This is a genomic window from Rhodoferax potami, assembly GCF_032193765.1.
GTDB classification, from domain to species: domain Bacteria; phylum Pseudomonadota; class Gammaproteobacteria; order Burkholderiales; family Burkholderiaceae_C; genus Allorhodoferax; species Allorhodoferax potami.
Genome location: NZ_JAVBIJ010000001.1, coordinates 1,843,066 through 1,862,921, shown reverse-complemented (window position 1 = coordinate 1,862,921; position 19,856 = coordinate 1,843,066). Strand labels below are relative to the sequence as shown.

Annotated in this window: 19 protein-coding genes and 1 pseudogene; 13 read left to right on the top strand and 7 right to left on the bottom strand. The window is 57.1% G+C overall.

From position 1 onward, the window contains the following. Nucleotides 1–15: 15 nt before the first annotated feature. The 5 genes from RAE21_RS08870 to RAE21_RS08850 all read right to left on the bottom strand — a co-directional run bounded on the left by RAE21_RS08870 (nt 16) and on the right by RAE21_RS08850 (nt 5,886). Nucleotides 16–1,488: an IS5 family transposase gene (locus RAE21_RS08870; RefSeq protein ID WP_313880209.1), complete on the bottom strand. Its 1,473-nt coding sequence runs from the start codon at nt 1,486–1,488 to the stop codon at nt 16–18. 854 nt (nt 1,489–2,342) lie between these two features. Then, complete coding sequence (gene arfB, locus RAE21_RS08865; RefSeq protein WP_428984058.1) at nt 2,343–2,750, bottom strand: alternative ribosome rescue aminoacyl-tRNA hydrolase ArfB; 408 nt, start codon at nt 2,748–2,750, stop codon at nt 2,343–2,345. A 233-nt stretch (nt 2,751–2,983) separates the two neighbouring features. Beyond that, complete coding sequence (locus RAE21_RS08860) at nt 2,984–3,901, bottom strand: PfkB family carbohydrate kinase (RefSeq protein WP_313881042.1); 918 nt, start codon at nt 3,899–3,901, stop codon at nt 2,984–2,986. After that, nucleotides 3,898–4,842 (bottom strand): ABC transporter permease, encoded by a 945-nt coding sequence (locus RAE21_RS08855; RefSeq protein ID WP_313881041.1) that lies wholly within the window; start codon nt 4,840–4,842, stop codon nt 3,898–3,900. The genes RAE21_RS08860 and RAE21_RS08855 overlap by 4 nt, the downstream gene beginning before the upstream one ends. Nucleotides 4,843–4,929: 87 nt before the next feature. Continuing rightward, on the bottom strand, nt 4,930–5,886 hold the full coding sequence (locus RAE21_RS08850) for a sugar ABC transporter substrate-binding protein (RefSeq protein WP_313875724.1): 957 nt from the start codon (nt 5,884–5,886) through the stop codon (nt 4,930–4,932). 165 nt (nt 5,887–6,051) lie between these two features. On the opposite strand from RAE21_RS08850, the gene RAE21_RS08845 reads away from it, so the two are divergent. From RAE21_RS08845 to RAE21_RS08810, 8 genes and pseudogenes are all read left to right on the top strand, one after another. Beyond that, complete coding sequence (locus RAE21_RS08845) at nt 6,052–6,840, top strand: ATP-binding cassette domain-containing protein (protein ID WP_313875725.1); 789 nt, start codon at nt 6,052–6,054, stop codon at nt 6,838–6,840. Then, entirely contained in the window at nt 6,834–7,271 is a 438-nt protein-coding gene (locus RAE21_RS08840) for an RbsD/FucU family protein (protein ID WP_313881040.1), read from the top strand. Before RAE21_RS08845 ends, RAE21_RS08840 begins: the two co-directional genes overlap by 7 nt. A 39-nt stretch (nt 7,272–7,310) precedes the next feature. Then, a complete protein-coding gene (locus tag RAE21_RS08835) occupies nt 7,311–7,988 on the top strand; it encodes a transaldolase family protein (RefSeq protein ID WP_313881039.1) in 678 nt (225 codons plus the stop codon). A 97-nt stretch (nt 7,989–8,085) separates the two neighbouring features. Beyond that, nucleotides 8,086–8,454: pseudogene (locus RAE21_RS08830) on the top strand (deoxyribodipyrimidine photo-lyase); the annotation flags it as partial. Between the two features lie 75 nt (nt 8,455–8,529). Beyond that, entirely contained in the window at nt 8,530–9,630 is a 1,101-nt protein-coding gene (locus RAE21_RS08825) for an FAD-binding domain-containing protein (protein ID WP_313882688.1), read from the top strand. Next, the gene (locus tag RAE21_RS08820; RefSeq protein ID WP_313875729.1) at nt 9,627–9,767 is read left to right on the top strand and encodes a DUF2256 domain-containing protein; all 141 of its coding nucleotides are present in this window, start codon (nt 9,627–9,629) and stop codon (nt 9,765–9,767) included. Before RAE21_RS08825 ends, RAE21_RS08820 begins: the two co-directional genes overlap by 4 nt. 14 nt (nt 9,768–9,781) lie before the next feature. Next, entirely contained in the window at nt 9,782–11,113 is a 1,332-nt protein-coding gene (locus RAE21_RS08815; RefSeq protein WP_313881038.1) for a DASH family cryptochrome, read from the top strand. Continuing rightward, entirely contained in the window at nt 11,110–12,672 is a 1,563-nt protein-coding gene (locus RAE21_RS08810) for a cryptochrome/photolyase family protein (protein ID WP_313881037.1), read from the top strand. Before RAE21_RS08815 ends, RAE21_RS08810 begins: the two co-directional genes overlap by 4 nt. A 14-nt stretch (nt 12,673–12,686) precedes the next feature. On the opposite strand, the gene RAE21_RS08805 is transcribed toward RAE21_RS08810, so the two are convergent. Both RAE21_RS08805 and RAE21_RS08800 read right to left on the bottom strand, forming a co-directional pair. Then, complete coding sequence (locus RAE21_RS08805) at nt 12,687–13,373, bottom strand: hypothetical protein (protein ID WP_313881036.1); 687 nt, start codon at nt 13,371–13,373, stop codon at nt 12,687–12,689. A gap of 137 nt (nt 13,374–13,510) precedes the next feature. Continuing rightward, complete coding sequence (locus tag RAE21_RS08800) at nt 13,511–15,046, bottom strand: DUF3369 domain-containing protein (protein ID WP_313881035.1); 1,536 nt, start codon at nt 15,044–15,046, stop codon at nt 13,511–13,513. Nucleotides 15,047–15,110: 64 nt separating this feature from the next. On the opposite strand from RAE21_RS08800, the gene RAE21_RS08795 reads away from it, so the two are divergent. From RAE21_RS08795 to RAE21_RS08775, 5 genes are all read left to right on the top strand, one after another. Further along, nucleotides 15,111–15,860 (top strand): 16S rRNA pseudouridine(516) synthase, encoded by a 750-nt coding sequence (locus RAE21_RS08795; RefSeq protein ID WP_313881034.1) that lies wholly within the window; start codon nt 15,111–15,113, stop codon nt 15,858–15,860. A 4-nt stretch (nt 15,861–15,864) separates the two neighbouring features. Next, the gene (locus tag RAE21_RS08790) at nt 15,865–16,719 is read left to right on the top strand and encodes an EI24 domain-containing protein (RefSeq protein ID WP_313881033.1); all 855 of its coding nucleotides are present in this window, start codon (nt 15,865–15,867) and stop codon (nt 16,717–16,719) included. Further along, the gene (locus RAE21_RS08785) at nt 16,716–17,522 is read left to right on the top strand and encodes a competence/damage-inducible protein A (RefSeq protein ID WP_313881032.1); all 807 of its coding nucleotides are present in this window, start codon (nt 16,716–16,718) and stop codon (nt 17,520–17,522) included. Before RAE21_RS08790 ends, RAE21_RS08785 begins: the two co-directional genes overlap by 4 nt. A gap of 225 nt (nt 17,523–17,747) precedes the next feature. Beyond that, entirely contained in the window at nt 17,748–19,163 is a 1,416-nt protein-coding gene (gene glnA / locus RAE21_RS08780; protein WP_313881031.1) for a type I glutamate--ammonia ligase, read from the top strand. 185 nt (nt 19,164–19,348) lie between these two features. Continuing rightward, nucleotides 19,349–19,852, top strand: a complete 504-nt coding sequence (locus tag RAE21_RS08775) for a hypothetical protein (RefSeq protein WP_313881030.1) — start codon at nt 19,349–19,351, stop codon at nt 19,850–19,852. Nucleotides 19,853–19,856 lie beyond the last annotated feature (4 nt).

The following is a 19,856-nucleotide window of genomic DNA, read 5'->3' as shown; positions in this document are numbered from 1 at the left end:
CCTGCAAAATTCACTTCAAGCCACCCCCCAGCGCCGATCTGAGCCTTGCAGTCGGTTGAGGCCGATGATTTTGGCCAATTTCTCAAACAAGCCCGTCAAACCGCTCACCTGCAGCAGGCACAACAAAAGGCCCAGGCCTTTCCGGGCGATCATCCGCAGCAGCCAGCGGATGTTGTAGCCCGCCGCGCACAGCACCGCGTGCAGTGCATCGCCTGCTGAGCCTTTGAGGTGGCAGCGGTCCATGCGGTGATCCGCTTTGAGGTGCCCGATGATCGGCTCGATCGCTTGGCGCCGTTTGAGCAGTCTGCGCTCTTCATCGGTCAACCGCTTGTCCTTGCCCCGGTGTTTGATCTCAATGTCCGGGTTGTCTTTGTCCACACCCCGGTAGCCCAAGTCTGCGTACACCACCTCGGGCTTGACCCCCAAGCCTTGCATCAGGATAGCGCTTTGCTCGATCTGCTCGTGCATGGTGTGCCCGTCATACGGGTTACCGGGAAAGCTCCTGGCTCCCACGATCAAATTGCCCTTGAGCGTCATGGCCAGACCCACCTTCACGCCGAACTCGTACGGATTGCGGCTCTTGCCTTTTGAGATGCACTCCACCTCGGGCGCATGCCAGCTGTAGAGCTTGGCGCGGTTGTCCACTGCCTTGCGACTGCCGGTCTGCGTGACCAAGCGTTTGGCCTTGTCCAAGGTCTGGCCCAAGGTCTCTTGTATGGCTTGGCTGAGCGTGGTCATCTTGCGAGCCACCTCGCGCTGCAGCCGTCCAACGATGGTGCGCTGGCGTTTGATGGCTTTGCGCATGCGCTTGAACTGGCGGGCATGGGCATAGCGCCCAGCCTTGTAGCCCAGCAGTTGGCCTTCTTTGGCGTAGGTCTGTTTGAGCTCGATGCCATTGGCTTTGGCCAACTCGACCACCTTGGATCGGGCGGTCTCCAGCAGCTTGCTGTCGGTGGGATGTGCCACAGCTTTTTCTTGCACCGTGGAGTCCACGATCATGCGGGTCAATTCTTTCTTGGCAATCAGCTTGAGGGTGACCGCCACTTCCATGGTGCGGGCCAGCAGTTCTTCCACGCCTTCTTCGCCCAGAGCTTTACGAAAGCGCCCCAGTTGTGTCGGGTCGCACGGCCACTGGTGTTCAAAGTATTCGTTGCCAGAAAAGTACTGCCAAGTGGGGGTCTCACCCCAGCGCTGGATCACGTCCTCGTCGCTCTCATTGAACGCATGCTTGAGGTACAGCAAGGCAACCATTAACCGGGTGGGCAGACGGGGACGGCCGGCATTGGAGACGCCGCCACCGGCAACGGCCGAGACCGGACCAAACAAGTCCAAGTCTTCTATCTTCTTGCCAGACTTGACCTGGCGTGCCCAGCGCTGGACGAGGGAGGCTTCGATCTCTTGCCAAGGCATGCGGTTAGCAAGCACCGCCAGAGGGTGGCGCAAATCGATCATCTGATCCAGGCGGTTGCGGAAAAAGTCATCGGTCATGGCGCTGCTTTCAAAAACTCCCAGAAAACAGACTCCATTGAATATCTATTTGAGAGTTCTGACCATCCGGAATCACCCCAGATCACAAGCGTTCATGCGGGTTGCAGGGGTTTTGCAGGGACAACTTATTAGCAATCGTGTTGCTTTGGCATCGGTCCTTCGCTTGTCCGAGACGCTTCGGGCATGTGCGCAATGACTACCCCCACATTAGGGGTCTGATCCTATGTAAGCCGCAGCTGTGTCATAAGGCCAGAAATTTGTCTTATTCGACGTGCACGATAGCCCCGATCGCTGCCTGTGGAGCTTTGACGCAACAGAGTGCTTATGGCTTCATCGGTTATTTATTCCTAGGCGATGTAGGTCGTGGCGCTTTTCAAGATGCTGCGCTCTATCTTGAGCGTAGGTTTTTCTTCGTGCAACCTACTAATTCTGGCTTGCTCAGTCTTCATGGCGCCCTTGCTAGGAAAAGCCTGCTGGGGCCCTTACGGTAGCACTGACATCCAGCGGCATAGAAGCATTTTCAAATCCAAATCCCTTTCTGCTTGGCTGGCGCCGACATCCTGTTCCGTTGTCCCCCGTGAATCATCAACCTTGAATCCCCGCCTGAACTGCCTTCTTGTTGCGATTGGCAATTTCTTGGTTCATTGCCGTCATGACTATGTGGCTTTGAAACCGGCAGGAGGCCAATTCGACGGAAATTTGGCTCAGTTTGACGCTGCACTAAACTGATTGATTTGAGAGTCTTTATGGAACACAGAGCGCAGGATTCCGCACTCGCGAACAAAGATCAAGGCTGACTGGACTGCATCGCCTCTAATTTCAAGTGACAACTGCATCTTCCGACCGATTTTTTGTTATTCCAGTCGATTCCCTCGCAACTGCTTTAACCTGCTGTGTATCGACTTCGATTCCAACCGGCGTTGGCGCGAGGCGTAAGTTGGCTTAGTGGCCTTGCGTAGAAGCGGTTCAATTGCAGCTGCCTCAATGATCCCGCGCAGGCGAGTATATGCATCTAGCCGGTTGAGTTCATGGGTCCGGTGTTGCTGTGCTTTGAGGACCAATACGCCGTCACGGCTAATGCGGTTGTCGGGGCTCGCCAACAGCCGCTCTTTGATCGCTTCAGGCAGAGATGATGCATGAATATCAAACCGCAAATGAATAGCGCTGGATACCTTATTGACATTTTGTCCGCCGGCACCTTGCGCGCGGATAGCTATCAACTGTGCTTCTGCGGCAATGCGATCAAAAAGAAATGCCACGATGTGTGCGTGTGAAGGTTAGACTGCCTTCAACCATAACACTCTCGTACAAGGACTCTCCTAATGGCCAAAGGTCAACAGAAATCAAATAAAGAGTCTAAAAAGCCCAAAAAAGACAACGCAGCCCCCAAGCCCTTATCGGGGGGGGGGACCCTGTGCGCCCCATGGTAACGACCGCAGTGATGCCGCGTGGAAAATTGAAAAACAAGGCCTGATATTCAAGCCTTGATGAGGCCTCAAAGAAGCGCCTGGGTTTCTTCGTAGGTTGGAGGTTGGCAACCTGCCCGTGCGCAATTTATCGCTGCGGCCTGCATAGCCTCAGTTAAGGTTTGCCGCACTCTGTCTTGTCCGTTTACGTTCAGGACCCAATCCCCAAGGCAGTTACCCCAGAACGTGTCTCCGGCGCCCACCGTATCAACCACCCGGGTCACCGGCACATCCGCCTCAGCATAGGCGCCATCGACTTCTAGCCACGCACCGTCGCCGCCGAAAGTGAGAGCGATTCGGCGTGCACCGTGGTCTCGGAACATGGCGGCAATATCTCTGCCTTTTTCACGGCTTGGCGCTTGAACACCCAGCAACTCCAAGTCCTCATCGCTGGCCTTGATCCAGTCAGCCAATTTGGCGACCTTTTTGACTGCCTCAACGTAGGCCCCCAAATCGGCTGCGAGCTTGGGGCGTAGATTGACATCCACGCTGATAGTCCAACCCATGTCTTTTGCACCCTGCAAGATCGACATTACCTTGGTGTGCTCTGGGGGCACCAGCAGCAATGACCCGGTATGCAGCACCCCCGGCGGATGGCCTTTGAGCATGGTCAGCACGCTGTCGACGGTGTAATCCCGGTCTGCGATACCTTCGCGGTAAAAGCCGTAGCTGGGTTGCCCATCTGTGATCTGCACCACCGCCAAAGAGGTGGGCAAGCGGCTCTCGCCAGCCAGGACCTGTACACCGTCTTTCAGCAATTGCTGGCCCAGTTGCTGTCCAAAGCGGTCGGTAGAGAGCGGGTTTACATAGCCCACAGGTGCTCCGCGCAACGCCGCTGCGCGAGCCATGTTGTAAGGGCTGCCTCCTATGAAGGGGCGCAGTGTTCCATCGGGCTGCGAGAGGCAGTCCATCAGCGCTTCGCCGAGTACCCAAATAGATGTGGTCATTTTTTCAAGAGTCGTTGACGACGGATCACATCAATCCAAACAGCCAAAATCACCACCGCGCCGATGGCCATCATCTGCTTGAACTGCGAAATCTCCATCAGGTTCATGCCATTGCGGATCATGGTGATCAGTACGGCACCCAAAAGGCTGCCCCAGATACTTCCACGTCCGCCAAAAAGTGAGGTGCCGCCCAAGATGACTGCCGCAATGGCATCCAACTCGAACATTTGGGCCATCTTGCCGCTAGATGAGTCCATGCGTGCCATCAGTACCAGTGCACCCAGAGCGCAGCTTAAACCCGACACCACATACACGCCTAACTTGTACCAGCGGATGTTGATACCGACTTGACGCGCACCCATTTCATTGGAGCCCATCGCATACACATAGCGGCCCAGTTTGGTGCTCGACAAAATAAAAGCCATGGCGACAAAGAAGACGCCGGTGATCCAAATGGGCATCGGAACGCCGAGGAACTGGCCGTAGCCGATAAAGGGCAGGGGATCCGGCATTCCGGAGTTGTCAAAGCCACCAGTGGATTCGAAAGCAAGACCCCGCCACAGAGTCAAGCCACCCAAAGTCACGATGAATGAAGGAATACCCACAAAAGCAACCAGGTAGCCGTTGAACAGTCCAACAGCGGCACCGATGGCAAAAGCGGCTGCGATACAGAGGTAGGGGTCAACGCCCAATTTGACCATCATGTGGCCGGCAACAGCACCTGCCAGCGCAGTCAAGGCGCCCACTGCGAGGTCGACACCACCAGTCAAAATCACAAATGTTTGGCCGCCTGCCAGCAGGGCAATTACAGAGGCCTGCACCAGAATGTTGGACAAATTGCCAGTGGTCAGAAAATAGGGTGATGCTGCACTCAGCAAGGCCCCCAAAACCAAAACGGCCACTAAGGCTCCATACCATTCTTGGCGGGTGATGGACTTCATGAAATCAATTCCTCAAATAAAAAAATGACGACCGCTCTGCAGCGGTCGTCCGGGCCCGGTGGTCACCCACTGGGCGGGTGCAAAAACTTATTTCACTTTCATGAACTGCGCCACGCCAGAGTCTTTGGCGAACTGGTCCACGTTGGATGGCAGCACTAGGAATGAACCGGTATCGATGCGAGCGTCTACCTTTTTGCCTTCAGCAGCGGCAATCGCTGTTTCGACACCTACTTGGCCGATTTTGGCCAACATTTGCGCAGCGTTGGCAGACTGCCAGCCTTGCTTCATCATGTCCAGACCGCCGGGGGAGCCGTCAAAACCAGCGATCTTGACGTCGCCGGCTTTCTTGCCTGCAGCCATCAGGGCTGCTTTGGCACCGAGCGCGCCGCCGTCCCAAGCACAGGCAATCACCTTGACGCCGGGGTTAGCGCGCATCGCAGTCTCAACGCCGTTTTGCGCCATGGTTTGATCCCATGTTGTAGAGACCTCTACCACTTTTACGTTCTTGCGCTTGGCATTCAGGCCGTCCAGAAAGCCCTTTTTGCGCTCTTGACCTGTCGATTGACCCAAATCGCCTGTGATGTAGATCACGGTGTCGCCGTCTTTGACCTGCTCGGCAGTCCAGTCACCTTGCACCATCGCGGCCTTGATGTTGTCGGTCGCCACATAGGAAGTGATTTTGGCGCCGGAAATGCCAGTGTCCACCGCCACCACCTTGATGCCGGCCGCCAGCGCTTTGTTGATGGCCGGTGCAATGCCTGCGCTGTCCACCGGAGCAATTGCAATCGCGTTCACTTTGCGAGTGATCATGTCCTCAACAATGGCCAACTGCTTGGAGAGTTCGCCTTTTTCTGCTGCCAATTCAATGAATTTCACGCCGGCCTTTTGACCGGCCTTCTTAGCGCCACCGTTGATCAGGGTCCAACCTTCGTTGGTATTGCCATTGGTGATGTAGGCAATAGTGGTTTCTGCGGCAGCGGCAGACATCAGGCCGGCGGTGGCCATCGCGATGGCCAAGCGGCCCAGCATGCGTTTGGTGATCATTCGTTATCTCCGTTGTGGTTTGAATTAGCAGCTGTGGTGGATTCCACGGCTTGCTGGAGCCAAATTACAGCAGAGTTTTATTTAATTAAATCTAGTAGTTTTACTAATACGATTCCGTGTCGGGTTCTGGCATGCTTGCACCCAATTTCCTGAAACAAGTCCACCATGACATCCAAACAACCAGTTCTGCAGATTACCAATCTGACCAAGCATTACGGTGGCGTGAAGGCCCTGACCGATGCCAGTTTCCGCCTGCTACCCGGCGAGCACGCCGCGATCGTCGGTGACAACGGTGCCGGCAAAAGCACTTTTGTTCGCTTGATCACCGGCGTAGAGCAGCCCAACTCGGGCGACATCAATCTGGACGGCCAAAGCGTCCACTTCAGCTCTCCCTTGGATGCACGCGACCAGGGTATTGAAACGGTGTACCAGACACTGGCCCTCGCCGAAGACCTTGACGTTCCCGCCAATATCTTTTTGGGCCGTGAAATCACGCGCTTGGCACTCGGGCCCTTGTCGGTTTTGAATCACAAGGCTATGCGGGAACAGTCCGCCTCGATGTTGTCAACAACCGGCGTCAAGATTCAAGACATGTCCGAGAGCCTTCGGGGCATGTCGGGCGGCCAGCGTCAATGTGTGGCGATTGCCCGTGCCGCCGGTTTTGCGAAGAAGCTCATCATTCTTGATGAGCCTACTGCCGCATTGGGGGTCGCGGAGACTGCGCGGGTCGAACAGATCATCAAGGGCCTGAAGCAACAAGGCATACCGCTGATCATCATCAGCCACAACTTGCGCCAGGTGTTCGATTTGGTGGACCGGATCTGGGTGTTCCGTCAGGGTCGCATCATTTGCAGCCGCTTGACCAGAGAGACCAATCCGGAGGAAATTGTGGGCCTCATCACAGGCGCTATTGATCCGGCCACACTGCAATCCGCGGAGGCCGTCGCATGCTGAAAGGTCTGGATTCCTTGTTGACCCCCGAGTTGCTGATGCACCTGTCTGCAATGGGGCACGGTGAGTGGGTTGCGGTGGTGGACGCCAATTTCACCGCAGATTTCTTGGGCAAAGGCAAAGCGCTAGTCCGCTTGCCCGGGCACAGCTTGGAGAGGGTAAGCAAAGCCGTTTTGTCGGTTTTCCCCTTGGCTGAGGACGTCGCTTGTCCCGCTGCTTATATGCAGGTTTGCCACAGCCCGGAAGGTCACCAGACCGCTGCACAGGCTTCTGTAGTGGCTTTGTTATCTCAGGATGGGCTGCCCGCCAGCAGGGTCGAGGCGGTAGAGCGCTTTGCGTTTTACGAGAAGATCAAAGGCGCCAGCGTCATCGTCCAAAGCGGCGAAGCCACTGCGTATGGAAATGCCATGTTCTGCAAGGGCGTTATCCTTTGAGTGCGAGCTGGCACCGCCAGCGCTCAGGGCAACTACCGTATGACTAAAATTTTTCTCGACTCCGCGCGCGCGGAATCGTGGGCTCTCCCGGCGGGGTGTCCACCGGTGCAAGGGGTCACTACGAACCCCAGCTTGGTGTTTCAAGCGGGGCTTCCGGTCACTCTCGCTACCTATGTAGGCTTGATTTCAGCTGTCGCAGACCACGGTTTCGCGGAACTGATGGTTCAGTTGCCCTACAGCCAACCGGAGCAGGCAAGAGAATGGCTCAAAGTGCTACAGCCGGCGGCGCAGGCCCGGGGCATTCAATTGACGATCAAGCTGCCCTGCGCACCGGATTGGGAGGCATGTATCGACGCAGTTCGGGCTGAGCAGCAAGACGTGTTGCTCACGGGGCTCTCCAATGCAGTGCAGCTCTTGTGGGCAAAACACAAAGGTGTGCAATATGTGGCGCCCTATGTGGGCCGCCTTGCGAACGATGGCCGCAATGTGTGGGCGCTGATGGAGGCATGCGTGGCAGTGCAAGCCAAGGGCCCGCAGCTTCTGGCCGCGAGTATCAAAACGCCCGAAGTGTTGGGCCAGCTGGTAGCCGTAGGCGCAGCCGCAGTGACTTTGCCTCCAGCGAGTCTCATTGCGTGGTGCACAGACGCACTGACCCAAAGCGCCATAAAGCAGTTTGATCTCGATATCCAATCCAGTCTCAAAATCGGACAACACTGATTGCTTTAGTGGGGCATAGCCCCACAGCCTGCTCAAGCGCGGGCGATTCGCGATACTCGCCACCCAGCTATGTTGCTGGGGCGCAGCATCCGGGTTTATGTCGTACAGCGTAGTTTGGTTCAAAAAAGATCTCCGACTGCATGACCACGCTGCTTTGCAGCAGGCTTTGGCGACTGGCCCAGTCTTATGTGTCTTCTGCGTAGAGCCCCGCCTGTGGCGCCAAGCGGATGCTTCAACTCAGCATTACCGGTTTGTGATCGAGTGTTTGCGCGATCTCTGGTCCGAACTTCGATCGGTGGGCCTGAAACTCCATGTGGTGACCGCAGATGCTCCCGATTTTCTGGCGCGACTTTTCGCGGCGTCGCCTTTTAAAAGGCTTTACTCCCACCAAGAAACAGGCAACGGTGCGAGTTTCCAGCGGGATATCGCCGTCGCTCGTTGGTGCCGCGCAAATGGAGTGGCGTGGCACGAGGTACCACAATTCGGAGTTCAACGCGGTAGCGCCAACCGTGACGCTTGGAGTCGCCACTGGCATGGCCATATGAGCCTGCCGCAGTCGACTTTGCCCACCGCGTCTGCGCATGACACTGTGCCATTGCCCTGGGTAGAGCCGCCTCCGCCAGATGCCCTCACCCTGGGCTTGCAGCAACCCGATAAGTCTCGTCGTCAAGCGGGCGGCCGTGCCATCGCGCTGCAGTTGCTACGCAGTTTCATTGCGGACAGGAGCCGGCAATACCGCGGTGGAATCTCTTCGCCGCTCAGAGCCGTGGATGCTTGCTCCCGCTTGTCGCCCTACCTGACTTGGGGTTGCCTCAGTGTGCGCGAGGTGTGGCAAGCGGTGCAGTACCGTCGAGCCAGTGAGGCGCCACCAGCGCCCAAGCACCTTGCGGGGCTGAATGCGTTTGGCAGCCGTCTGCATTGGCATTGCCACTTCATTCAAAAGCTCGAGTCTGAGCCCGGCATCGAGTTTCACAACATGCACCGTGGGTACGACGGGCTGCGCGAGAGCGAGCACAAGCCCGAGCATTTTGCGGCGCTTGTCTCCGGGCGCACTGGCTGGCCCTTGGTGGATGCCTGTGTTGCAATGCTTCGCGAGACCGGCTGGATCAATTTCCGGATGCGCGCGATGCTGGTGTCCGTCGCAGCGTATCCGCTGTGGTTGCATTGGCGTCCGGTGGGCGAGTGGTTGGCTACCGAGTTTTTGGACTACGAGCCAGGCATCCACTGGAGCCAAATGCAAATGCAGTCGGGCACCACGGGGATCAACACTGCGCGCATCTACAACCCGATTAAACAAGCACGCGACCAGGATCCGGAAGGCCGTTTTGTGCGTGAGTGGTTACCGGCGATGCGCAAGGTGCCCGACACCTGGTTATTTGAGCCCTGGCGCATGCCTGCGGAGATGCAACTGCGTTGCGGGCTCCGTGTGGGCGGTCCGGATGCGGACATTCCGACCCCATTGGTCGACTTGGAGCGCGCCACCCGGTTGGCAAAAGTCCGCTTGTTTGCGCTGCGGGCACAGCCGGAGGTTAAAGCTGCAAAAGCTGCCATTGTTCGACAGCACGGATCGAGGACGTTTGTTCGCAAACGGGGAGGCAAAGCGCCGCCGGTTGCGGTCCCTGCTCAATTGGAGTTGCTATGAAAATGCGAAAGAAAAGTGATTTGCCATCCAAGCAGTGTGCGACCTGTGGCCTGCCGTTTCAATGGCGCAAAAAATGGGAAAAGGTCTGGGCGGAAGTGAAGTACTGCTCTGAGCGCTGCAAGCGCGGCGGGCGGTGAGCACGGTGCAGCATATGACTCCTTCTGTGCCTCTTGTTTATTGGTTTCGCAGCGATTTGCGGCTGCGCGACAACCCTGCATGGGTCCAAGCATGTGCCTCGAATCAGCCACTCTTAGCTGTCGTGTTCGAGCCGCACATGGCCTCGACGGAGCAGCGTTGGGGTTGCTTGCAACCCCAGGCCCACCGGCTTGCATGGTGGCACGCTAATGTGCGGGCTTTGCAACTGGAGCTTGCGCAGCACGGCGTAACGCTGTTGGTGTTGTGTGGCAAGGCTGTCGAGGTTTTACAAACTGTCGCCAACAAGGTCGGGGCAGTGGCCATCCACTGCGAAGAGATTGCCGCGCCCTATGAGCGCGCAGAGGTGCAAGCTTTACAACACGCCGGCTTTGAGGTGCACACCTATTGGGGCAGTACCTTGTTTGAAGAGCAGCAACTCCCTTTCGCTGTGGACGAGTTGCCTGCTGTTTTCAGCCAATTCCGCAATTTGGTGGAGCGTGCCCGCACGCCGGTGCCCGTGCCTTTGGCAGCCCCGCAGCATGTCCATGGTTTCTTCATAGCTTCAGAAACAGCGGCTTCATTTGCGCCATGGGCTGCAATATCCCCTGCGGAGCAGCTCTATATCGACGCCCGTTCTGCATTTATTTGGGGCGGGGAGACTGGCTCAGCCGTACGAGCCGGGAATGCGGGTGCACGCGCCTATCTTGAGGCGTATTTTTCCTCAGATCGGGTGGCGCAATACAAGGCTACACGCAATGGCTTGATCGGGATGGCGTACTCCAGCAAGTGGTCTCCCTGGCTGGCTGTAGGCGCGGTCTCGGCTCGCGAGATTTTGGAGGCGCTGCGGGCCTACGAGCAGCGCCAAGGCGCAAACGACGGCAGCTATTGGCTCTGGTTTGAATTGTTATGGCGTGAGTATTTCCGGTGGTTGCACAAGCAGTACGGCGATGCGCTGTACCGAGGCCGCGGCTTGTCGGAAATAGCCCGGCCGGTGGTCGCTACCAAGCACCAGCGCGCTTTTGCGCATTGGACCCAAGGCCGCACCGGCTGCGAACTGGTTGATGCCGGAATGCGGGAATTGGCAGAGAGCGGCTATAGCTCTAACCGGATGCGTCAGATTCTGGCGAGCTATTGGATTTACGATCTTGGCGGAGACTGGCGTGCCGGCGCAGCGTGGTTCGAGGCGAATCTGGTGGACTATGACGTGTACTCCAACCAAGGTAATTGGCTCTACATTGCTGGCTTGGGTACAGACCCGCGAGGCGGGCGCAGGTTCAACGTGGCCAAGCAGACCGCAGACCATGACGCTGACGGGCAGTACCGGAATTTATGGAGTGCCTCGCCATGATGCAAAACACTGAAGTGACACATACCGTCCGGCTGATTTTGGGCGACCAGCTCAACCCCTTGCACAGTTGGTTTTCTGACGTCGACCCCCAAACGCTCTATCTGATGATGGAGATGCGCCAAGAGACCGACTATGTGCGCCACCATGCCCAAAAGGTGATCGCCATTTTTGCGGCTATGCGGGCGTTCGCGACTGCATTGCGGGAGCGCGGTCACCGGGTGCACTATCTCCAGATTAATGAGGCCGACAGTAAGTTGCCGATGGCAGAGAGTCTCGATGCAGTGATGGCCCGCACAGGTGCGTCTGTGCTCGAGTACCAGGAGCCGGATGAGTGGCGATTAGATGCTCTGCTCAAGGAGCACATGGCGCAAGCCGAGGCGTCTGGCAGCTATTCCGGGCGCATGGTCGCTAGCGAGCATTTTTATACCGAGCGTCATCAAGCGCAGTCCATGTTCAAGCCAGGCAGCCGTTGGCTGATGGAGACTTTTTATCGGCAAATGCGCAAACGCCATGCAGTCTTGTTGGACGCGAAACGGGAGCCCGAAGGTGGCCAGTGGAACTTTGACAGCGAAAACCGAAAGGCGTGGAAAGGCGTTCCTCCTGAGCCTGAAGACTTCCGGCCACAGCACGATCACACCTTGCTTTGGGCGCAAATTCAACGAGCGGGGGTGCAAACATTTGGTAACCCGTCGGCCCAGAGTTTCCGTTGGCCGCTAGACCGCGCAGAGGCGCTGGCGCAGTTAGAAACTTTTGCTACAGATGTGCTCCCGTACTTTGGCGATTTTCAAGATGCACTCAGCGGAAAAGCGCGGCGGCTGTTTCATTCGCTGCTCTCATTCGCTTTGAATACCAAAATGCTGTCGCCACAAGAGGTCGTCGAGCGAGCTGCTCGTGCCTGGCGCGACGGCGGGGTTCCCTTGCCTGCGGCAGAGGGTTTCATACGCCAGATCTTGGGTTGGCGCGAGTATGTCCGTGGGGTGTATTGGGCAGCGATGCCCGGCTATGAGGCGCACAACTTCTTTGATCATCAAGCGGACTTGCCTGACTGGTTCTGGACAGGCAAGACCCATATGGCGTGTGTGTCTTCGGCTATCACCCAATCCTTGGACATGGCACACGCCCACCATATCCAGCGTTTGATGGTGATTGGTAATTTCGCGTTGCTGGCCGGTCTTAATCCCAACGCCTTGCACCAGTGGTACCTGGGCATTTATATCGATGCCTTTGAATGGGTGGAACTGCCCAACACGGTAGGCATGAGCCAGTTTGCGGATGGCGGCGGACTGGCCACCAAACCCTATGTATCCAGCGCTGCGTATCTCGACCGCATGGGCGATCATTGCGCCGGTTGTCGCTACGACAAAAAGCAAAAAACCACGGCTGACGCGTGTCCGTTCAATGCCTTGTACTGGGAGTTCTACGACCGGCACACTCGATTGCTGAGCCACAACCCACGCATCGGGATGGCTTATCGGCAGCTCGAGAAAATGCAACCTGGGGCGAAAGAGGCGCTCTTCGACAAAGCCCGGAGTCTGCGCGCCAACTTGAATGCGTTGTAGTTCTCAGGCTTGCATCAGAGCTTGTCCATCCGGCTATCCAGCGGCGTGACAAAAGAGTTGAGTTCCCAACCGGAAGCGAGCCGGCTTTCCGGATGGCTTGCTAGGGGGCTGCTTGCGGTATCAGTCAGGTCCGGCCCCTTGCTCATCCGGCGGCGGTGAACGGCGGCATGCAAATGCTCCCGCATATTCTGGAAGCGGGTGTCGAGGGGCTTGTCTGCCGCGAGCATGGCCGCGTGTTCGCCTAGAAAAGCAGTCCTTATTTGCGTCAGGTGCGGCAGGTTGTCGGGGTCTACCACCCAGTAACGCACATCACATTGCTCCAGCAGCGAGTGTTTCAGTGTTTGATTGCCCAGCGAAAGCCCGGATGCCCCGGGTACATCGACACACCCGATGACTGTTCCATCCGGGCTACACACGGTAAACGTGCAATAAACACCGTTCAACAAACGGTACCAGTGTGCGGCTTCTGATTGCTCGGACGGAATCGTGAAGCGGGTCACTGGCAGCTTAATCAGCACCTGTTGGTCAAACATGACTTTGGTGAGCCACAACCACACCTTGCGCTCTCTGCTGTTGACGAGGCGGCGCACTTGAAGCGGCCACACGGACGGGATTCTGCGGCGTTGTTTGGCCCGGTAGTTTTGGAGCCCGTAAACGAAGCAAACCCCTAGTAAAAGCCCGCCAAGAAAATAAAGAAACATTGCTGCGCCCTGAATGTGTGGTCTCTGGATGGACCTTTTTTCACAAAGTTTATCGGGCTTTTGCAACGGGCGCTATGGCCCACACAGACCAACGGAGGGTCTGGTCAGACTATTGACCCGCGCTTATTCGCCCGTTTTCAGGGCTGCTGGTAAAGCGCTTTGACGGCTTCCACCTGGTCTTGGAGCCGCTGCACCAATTCCGGATCGAAGTGTTTGCCTTGTTCGTGGAACACATAGTCCAAAGCCTGATGGAGATCCCAGGCCGGTTTGTAGGGGCTGGCAGATACGAGCGAGTCCAACACATCGGCCAAGGCTGCAATCCGGCCCACCAGGCTGATCTCGTTTCCCTTTAAGCCGGCCGGGTAGCCGCTTCCATCCCAACGCTCATGGTGTTCTTGGGCGATTTGGGCTCCCATGGCATGCAAGCGTGAGCTCGATCGGGATAGCAAGGTGTGCCCCAAGGTCGGATGCGTGCGCATGACCGCCCATTCCTCTGCCGAAAGCGGGCCGGGTTTGCCCAAAATCTGATCGGGGATGCCCGCTTTGCCCACGTCGTGCAAGGTGGACGCTACCCGGATCATCTCGATCTCCGCATCGCTGCAACCACTGGCGCGGGCGAGCAGAGCCGCCAGTTCCCCCACGCGCTCTATGTGGCGGGCGCTCTCTGTGCCCCGGCGCTCGATGGCGCCACTCAAGGTGGCGATCGTGTCCCGTTGGGTGTTTTGGGTTTCTTCCCGCAACAGCAGGCTGTCGTAAGTGCTGGCCACATTGCGTGAAAAGAGTTCGAGCAGTTCGCGCGCCTGATTCGTAATCGGCTCCGGAAACTCCATGTAAATCAAACTCTCGCTGCCCGCCTTGGTTCGAAAGTAGCCCGCGTAATAGCGCTCACCATGGCGGCTCACTTTTTCGCCCAGCGACTGCAATATGGCTGTTCTTACGACTTCTGGCAGGTTTTCTACTTCATCTTCGAGCATCAGCTCCGAAAATGCATCTGTTGCTGCGAGTACCTTCAGCTTGCCATGCCCTGCGTTGGCGGTGTAGGCAGACAAGCGGCTGGCGCACAGGCCTTCGCCCTGCAGATCCAGAAGGTGGTTTAACTGCGAAAGCACGGCCGATGCGAAGCTGCGCAAACTGTGGGAGTCGCCCACCTCGCTGATGGCTTCTATCGACCGCACCAAGCCCCTTCGGGCGTTTTCAAGTCGCATCAGATCCCGATAAGCCCTTAAGCCCGCGTAAAAGACGGTAATCAACTTGCGACGGGTCAGGTCGGTTTTTTCTTTGTAGTCGTTGATGTCGTAATCGCGGATCACCTGTTCTTCGGGGGCCTGGCCGGGTTGACCGGTGCGCAGCACGATGCGCACATTCAGGTTGCCCAAGTCCTCGCGAATGTATTTGGCGAGGTCCAAGCCTGCGTGCTCAGACTCCATCACCACATCCAGCAAGATCAGGGCAATATCGTTGCGCTGGCCCAGCAAGGTGCGGGCTTCGGCGGCGCTGTAGCAATGGGTGAACTCCAGCCGTCGTCCATCCATTTCGAAATCGGACATGACCAGCTTGGTGACCTCGTGAACCGCAGGTTCATCGTCCACCACCAGAACCTGCCAAGGCTTGGCTGTGTGGCCGTGCGTCTGCTCTGCCTCTTGTTCATCGCTGAAAACCAAATCATCTGTCATGACACGGGTCCCGGTTGGAATCGAATCACAGCAGTCTACTGGAAGTGACTGCGATACTACGTCTATGCAGTTACAGGAAATACTCTATACCCAAGGGTTTGGCACCCGCCGTGTGTGTGCCGGATTGGTTCAGCAGGGCTTTGTGCAGGTTTTTATGCCGGAACAAGACTCAGCGCCCGTCACCATTACGCAAGCAGCTATGGAATTTGTAGCGGAAGGGTTGCGCTTCCGGGTGCAGGGCGTCGACTGGCCCTACGCTGAACGCGCCTATTTGATGCTCAACAAGCCGGCCGGTACCGAGTGCTCGCAAAAGCCCTCGACCTATCCCAGCATTTACACCTTGCTCCCCAGCCCGCTGCGCTTGCGGCCGCAAAAGGCAGCGGTGCAGGGCGTTCAAGCCGTGGGTCGACTGGATCAAGACACCACCGGCATGCTTTTATTGACCGACGATGGCAAATTCATTCACCGGATGAGTTCACCCAAGCACCATGTCCCCAAGGTGTATGAAGTCACGGTCAAGCATCCGCTCGATGAAAAGCAGGTCAGCAAGCTTTTGAGTGGTGTGGTGCTGGATGACGACCCCAAGCCCGTCCGGGCTGCCGCTTGCGAGGCGGTGAGTGAATTCCATCTGCGCATGACCCTCACCGAGGGCAAATACCACCAAGTGAAGCGCATGGTGGCCGCTGTCAGCAATCGGGTGGAGGGCTTGCATCGCTCCAGCATCGGTGGCGTGTCGCTCCCCGCGGACTTGCCCCCCGGCGGCTGGCGTTGGCTCACTGCCGACGAAATCGTGGCAGTGCAAACCAAGGTGTGATGCGATGAACGCCGTACTTGATGCTTTCTGGCGTTCCGTGGCCTATTGCCTGCATCCCAAAGTCATCTTGTGGTCGTTTCTGCCACTGGTCTTGATGGTGGGGGTGACGGCCGGGCTGGGGTATTTTTACCTTGACAGCCTGCTGAGCCAAGTGAACCTGCTGTTGGAGTCTATGGACTGGCTGCAAATGCTGTGGTCGTGGCTCGAATCCATGGGCGCCGGAAAGCTCAAGACGGTCTTGGTTCCGCTGCTGGTGATTCTGGTGCTGACGCCGCTCGTCGTAGTCGCCTGCTTATTGGTGGTGGCCACCTTGATGACCCCCATGTTGGTGCGCCTGGTTGCTCAGCGCCGCTTCCCCTTGCTTGACAAGCAAGGCTCCGGCTCTTTTCTGTTGAGCGCCGGATGGGCCCTGGGCTCGACAGTGGCTGCATTGTTTGCCTTGGTGGTGTCGCTGCCACTGTGGTTGATTCCGCCGCTTGTGCTGGTCATTCCACCCTTGATTTGGGGCTGGTTAACTTACCGGGTCATGGCTTTTGATGCGTTGTCCGACTTTGCCTCCCGTGCTGAGCGGCAAGAACTATTCAAACGCTATCGCTTGCCTTTGCTGGCGATGGGCGTATTCGCAGGCTATCTCGGTGCGGCCCCCAGTCTGGTCTGGTCATTCGGGTTTGTCGCGGTCGCTTTGGCCCCCATTTTGGTTCCGGTGTCGATTTGGCTCTACACCCTGTTGTTCGCCTTTTCGTCGCTGTGGTTCACCCATTTCGGTCTGAAGGCCTTGCAAGATTTGCGTGCAGAGCAAGCGATTGCAACCAAGGTACCAGACACACCGCTGAATGTGGTTGACGTGGAGATCTTATGAAGTTTGGCGCGATCATCATTGGGGATGAAATTCTTTCCGGCAAGCGTGCTGACAAGCACTTAGCCAAAATCATTGAATTGCTGGGTGCCCGTGGCATCCCATTGGCCTACGCGCATTACGTTGGCGATGATCCACAGCGTATTACAGCGACGCTGAGCGACGCATTCACTTCGGGCGACACCGTCTTTTCCTTCGGTGGCATTGGCGCCACGCCCGACGATCACACCCGGCAATGCGCCGCATTGGCGTCGGGCAAAGCCTTGGTGCTCAGTGACGCCGCACGGGATTTGATCCAAGAGCGCATCTTGGACGTTGCCCGGGAGCAAGGCCTGCCCTATGAGCCCGAGCGCCCAGACAATCTGCACCGCTTGCAGATGGGCATGTTCCCGGAGGGCTCCGCTTTGATACCCAATCCGTACAACAAAATTCCGGGTTTCAGTTATCCCGGTGTTGGGCAAGGGCGGGTCCACTTTGTGCCGGGCTTCCCCGTGATGGCCTGGCCGATGGTGGAGTGGGTTCTCGATAGCCAGTGCGCTCAATGGTTTCAGCAGGATGTGTGGCGCGAGCAATCGGTGATTGTCTTTGGTGCCATGGAGTCGATGCTGACCCCACTGATGGAGCAGCTGGAGCGGAGCCATCCGGTCAAGGTCTTCAGCCTGCCGAGCGTGGACCATCCACAATACGGCCGGCACATTGAATTGGGCGTGAAAGGGGATCCCGCTGTGCTGGCAGCCGCATATGCAGACCTGATGGTGGGCCTCAAGGCGCTGGACATGTCATTGGGCCCTGAATTGGTGCGATAACAAATTGCACCAATAAAGTGCGTCATTGATTGGTGCACCTTGGTGGTGCACCTTGGTGCGTTCATTGGGCTCTCACCCGTGACTTTCCGTATTTCGTGCTCGAATTGCCCGTTTAACGATGCAAAATAGAGTGGTTTGCCGAAATGCCTTTGGTGCGTGCTTTGGCACAAAAGCTGCATTAACTGCAGCGCAAATCTTTTTACAACCGTGCAACAGGAGTATTTGATGGCCAAGACCGTCGCAGATGTGATGAAGATGGTGAAAGAAAACGAAGTCAAGTTTGTTGACTTCCGTTTCACCGATACCCGTGGTAAGCAGCAGCACACCACCGTGCCTGTCTCGCATTTTGATGAAGACAAGTTCACCTCCGGCCACGCGTTCGACGGCTCTTCCATCGCCGGCTGGAAGGGAATCGAAGCTTCCGACATGTTGTTGATGCCCGATCCGGCCACCGCCAACATCGATCCGTTCTTCGAAGAAACCACCATCATCATGAACTGCGACGTGGTGGAGCCTGCTGACGGCAAGTCTTACGACCGCGATCCACGTTCCATCGCCAAGCGCGCTGAAGCCTACTTGAAGGCCTCCGGCATGGGCGACACCGCTTACTTCGGCCCTGAGCCAGAATTCTTCATCTTTGACGGCGTGCGTTGGTCCACAGAACCCAACAACACCTTCTACGAAATCGAAGAGTACGAAGCTCCCTGGAACACTGGTTCCAAGCTCGAAGGCGGCAACCGCGGCCACCGTCCTACTGTCAAGGGCGGCTACTTCCCAGTGCCCCCAGTGGACAGCACGCAAGACATGCGCGCTGAAATGTCTCTGATTCTCGAATCGTTGGGCATTCCAGTTGAAGTGTTCCACCACGAAGTGGCGGGCGCTGGCCAGAACGAAATCGGCACACGCTTCTCCACTCTGGTTGAGCGCGCTGACTGGACCATGTTGCAAAAGTACGTGATCCACAACGTGGCCAACGCCTACGGCAAGACCGCCACTTTCATGCCCAAGCCTTACCACGGCGACAACGGTTCCGGCATGCACGTGCACCAGTCCGTGTGGAAAGACGGCAAGAACCTGTTTGCTGGCGACGGCTATGCAGGTCTGTCTGACTTCGCGCTGTACTACATCGGCGGCATCATCAAGCACGCACGTGCCCTGAACGCCATCACCAACCCTGGCACCAACAGCTACAAGCGTCTGGTTCCTCACTTTGAAGCTCCGGTCAAGTTGGCATATTCCGCCAAGAACCGTTCCGCTTCGATCCGCATTCCTTTTGTGGCGAACCCCAAAGGCCGTCGCGTGGAAGCACGTTTCCCCGATCCATTGATGAACCCTTACCTCGGCTTCGCAGCCTTGTTGATGGCAGGTCTGGACGGCGTGGAAAACAAGATCCATCCCGGCGAAGCCGCCACCAAGGACCTCTACCATCTGCCTCCCGAGGAAGATGCAAAGGTACCAACCGTGTGCCACAGCTTGGATCAAGCCTTGGAGCACTTGGACAAGGACCGCGCGTTCCTGACCAAGGGTGGTGTGTTCACTGACTCCATGATCGATGCCTACATCGACCTGAAGATGCAGGAAGTGACCCGCTACCGCATGTCGGTACACCCTGTCGAATACGACATGTACTTCAGCCTGTAATCCCGGCGCTGCAAAGCACTGTGATGAGCAAAAAAGGACGGCGTGAGCCGTCCTTTTTTTATGGAACACTTGGACACATATCGCCACCTGAACCTCGGGGATACTCAGGGCCTTTGTTCCGGGGCACTTTTTGACGGATACTGAATCACAGCGCTTACCAAACCGAGCGTAGTTACTGACACAGCATGAAACCCACACTCCTGATTCTTTGCTTGACCGCCGGCACGTCGCTAGGAGCCTCGGCGCAGGAGCGTATCTACCGGTGTGGCAATGAGTACACCAATACCGTGACCGAAGCGCAGGCCAAGACCTGCAAGCTTGTCTCGGGCGGCAATGTCACGGTGGTGCAGGGTCAGAAACCCGCAGCAGCAGCGCCTGGTGTGAAGGTGGCATCGGCGCCGCCCGCAAGTAGCGCGCCGCGTATAGATAGCGCGGATCAAAAAGCCAAAGACTCTGATGCCCGTTTGATTCTCGAAGCCGAGCTCAAAAAGGCCGAGGCCCGTCAGATCGAGCTGAACAAAGAGTACAACAACGGAGAGCCTGAAAAGCTGGGCCCCGAGACGCGTAATCATCAAAAATACCTGGACCGGGTTTCCGAGCTCAAAGCAGCGCTGTCCCGCAACGAAAGTGACATATCGGGCATTAGGCGGGAGCTTGGTCGTTTGCCGGGCAGTAGCTCCAAGCAATAAGGCC

Coding starts and splice junctions, on each gene's coding strand:
- RAE21_RS08870 (WP_313880209.1), bottom strand. CDS start 1,488: ATGACCGATGACTTTTTCCGCAACCGCCTGGATCAGATGATCGATTTG.
- RAE21_RS08860 (WP_313881042.1), bottom strand. CDS start 3,901: ATGACCACATCTATTTGGGTACTCGGCGAAGCGCTGATGGACTGCCTC.
- RAE21_RS08855 (WP_313881041.1), bottom strand. CDS start 4,842: ATGAAGTCCATCACCCGCCAAGAATGGTATGGAGCCTTAGTGGCCGTT.
- RAE21_RS08850 (WP_313875724.1), bottom strand. CDS start 5,886: ATGATCACCAAACGCATGCTGGGCCGCTTGGCCATCGCGATGGCCACC.
- RAE21_RS08845 (WP_313875725.1), top strand. CDS start 6,052: ATGACATCCAAACAACCAGTTCTGCAGATTACCAATCTGACCAAGCAT.
- RAE21_RS08840 (WP_313881040.1), top strand. CDS start 6,834: ATGCTGAAAGGTCTGGATTCCTTGTTGACCCCCGAGTTGCTGATGCAC.
- RAE21_RS08835 (WP_313881039.1), top strand. CDS start 7,311: ATGACTAAAATTTTTCTCGACTCCGCGCGCGCGGAATCGTGGGCTCTC.
- RAE21_RS08825 (WP_313882688.1), top strand. CDS start 8,530: ATGAGCCTGCCGCAGTCGACTTTGCCCACCGCGTCTGCGCATGACACT.
- RAE21_RS08820 (WP_313875729.1), top strand. CDS start 9,627: ATGAAAATGCGAAAGAAAAGTGATTTGCCATCCAAGCAGTGTGCGACC.
- RAE21_RS08815 (WP_313881038.1), top strand. CDS start 9,782: ATGACTCCTTCTGTGCCTCTTGTTTATTGGTTTCGCAGCGATTTGCGG.
- RAE21_RS08810 (WP_313881037.1), top strand. CDS start 11,110: ATGATGCAAAACACTGAAGTGACACATACCGTCCGGCTGATTTTGGGC.
- RAE21_RS08805 (WP_313881036.1), bottom strand. CDS start 13,373: ATGTTTCTTTATTTTCTTGGCGGGCTTTTACTAGGGGTTTGCTTCGTT.
- RAE21_RS08800 (WP_313881035.1), bottom strand. CDS start 15,046: ATGACAGATGATTTGGTTTTCAGCGATGAACAAGAGGCAGAGCAGACG.
- RAE21_RS08795 (WP_313881034.1), top strand. CDS start 15,111: ATGCAGTTACAGGAAATACTCTATACCCAAGGGTTTGGCACCCGCCGT.
- RAE21_RS08790 (WP_313881033.1), top strand. CDS start 15,865: ATGAACGCCGTACTTGATGCTTTCTGGCGTTCCGTGGCCTATTGCCTG.
- RAE21_RS08785 (WP_313881032.1), top strand. CDS start 16,716: ATGAAGTTTGGCGCGATCATCATTGGGGATGAAATTCTTTCCGGCAAG.
- glnA (WP_313881031.1), top strand. CDS start 17,748: ATGGCCAAGACCGTCGCAGATGTGATGAAGATGGTGAAAGAAAACGAA.
- RAE21_RS08775 (WP_313881030.1), top strand. CDS start 19,349: ATGAAACCCACACTCCTGATTCTTTGCTTGACCGCCGGCACGTCGCTA.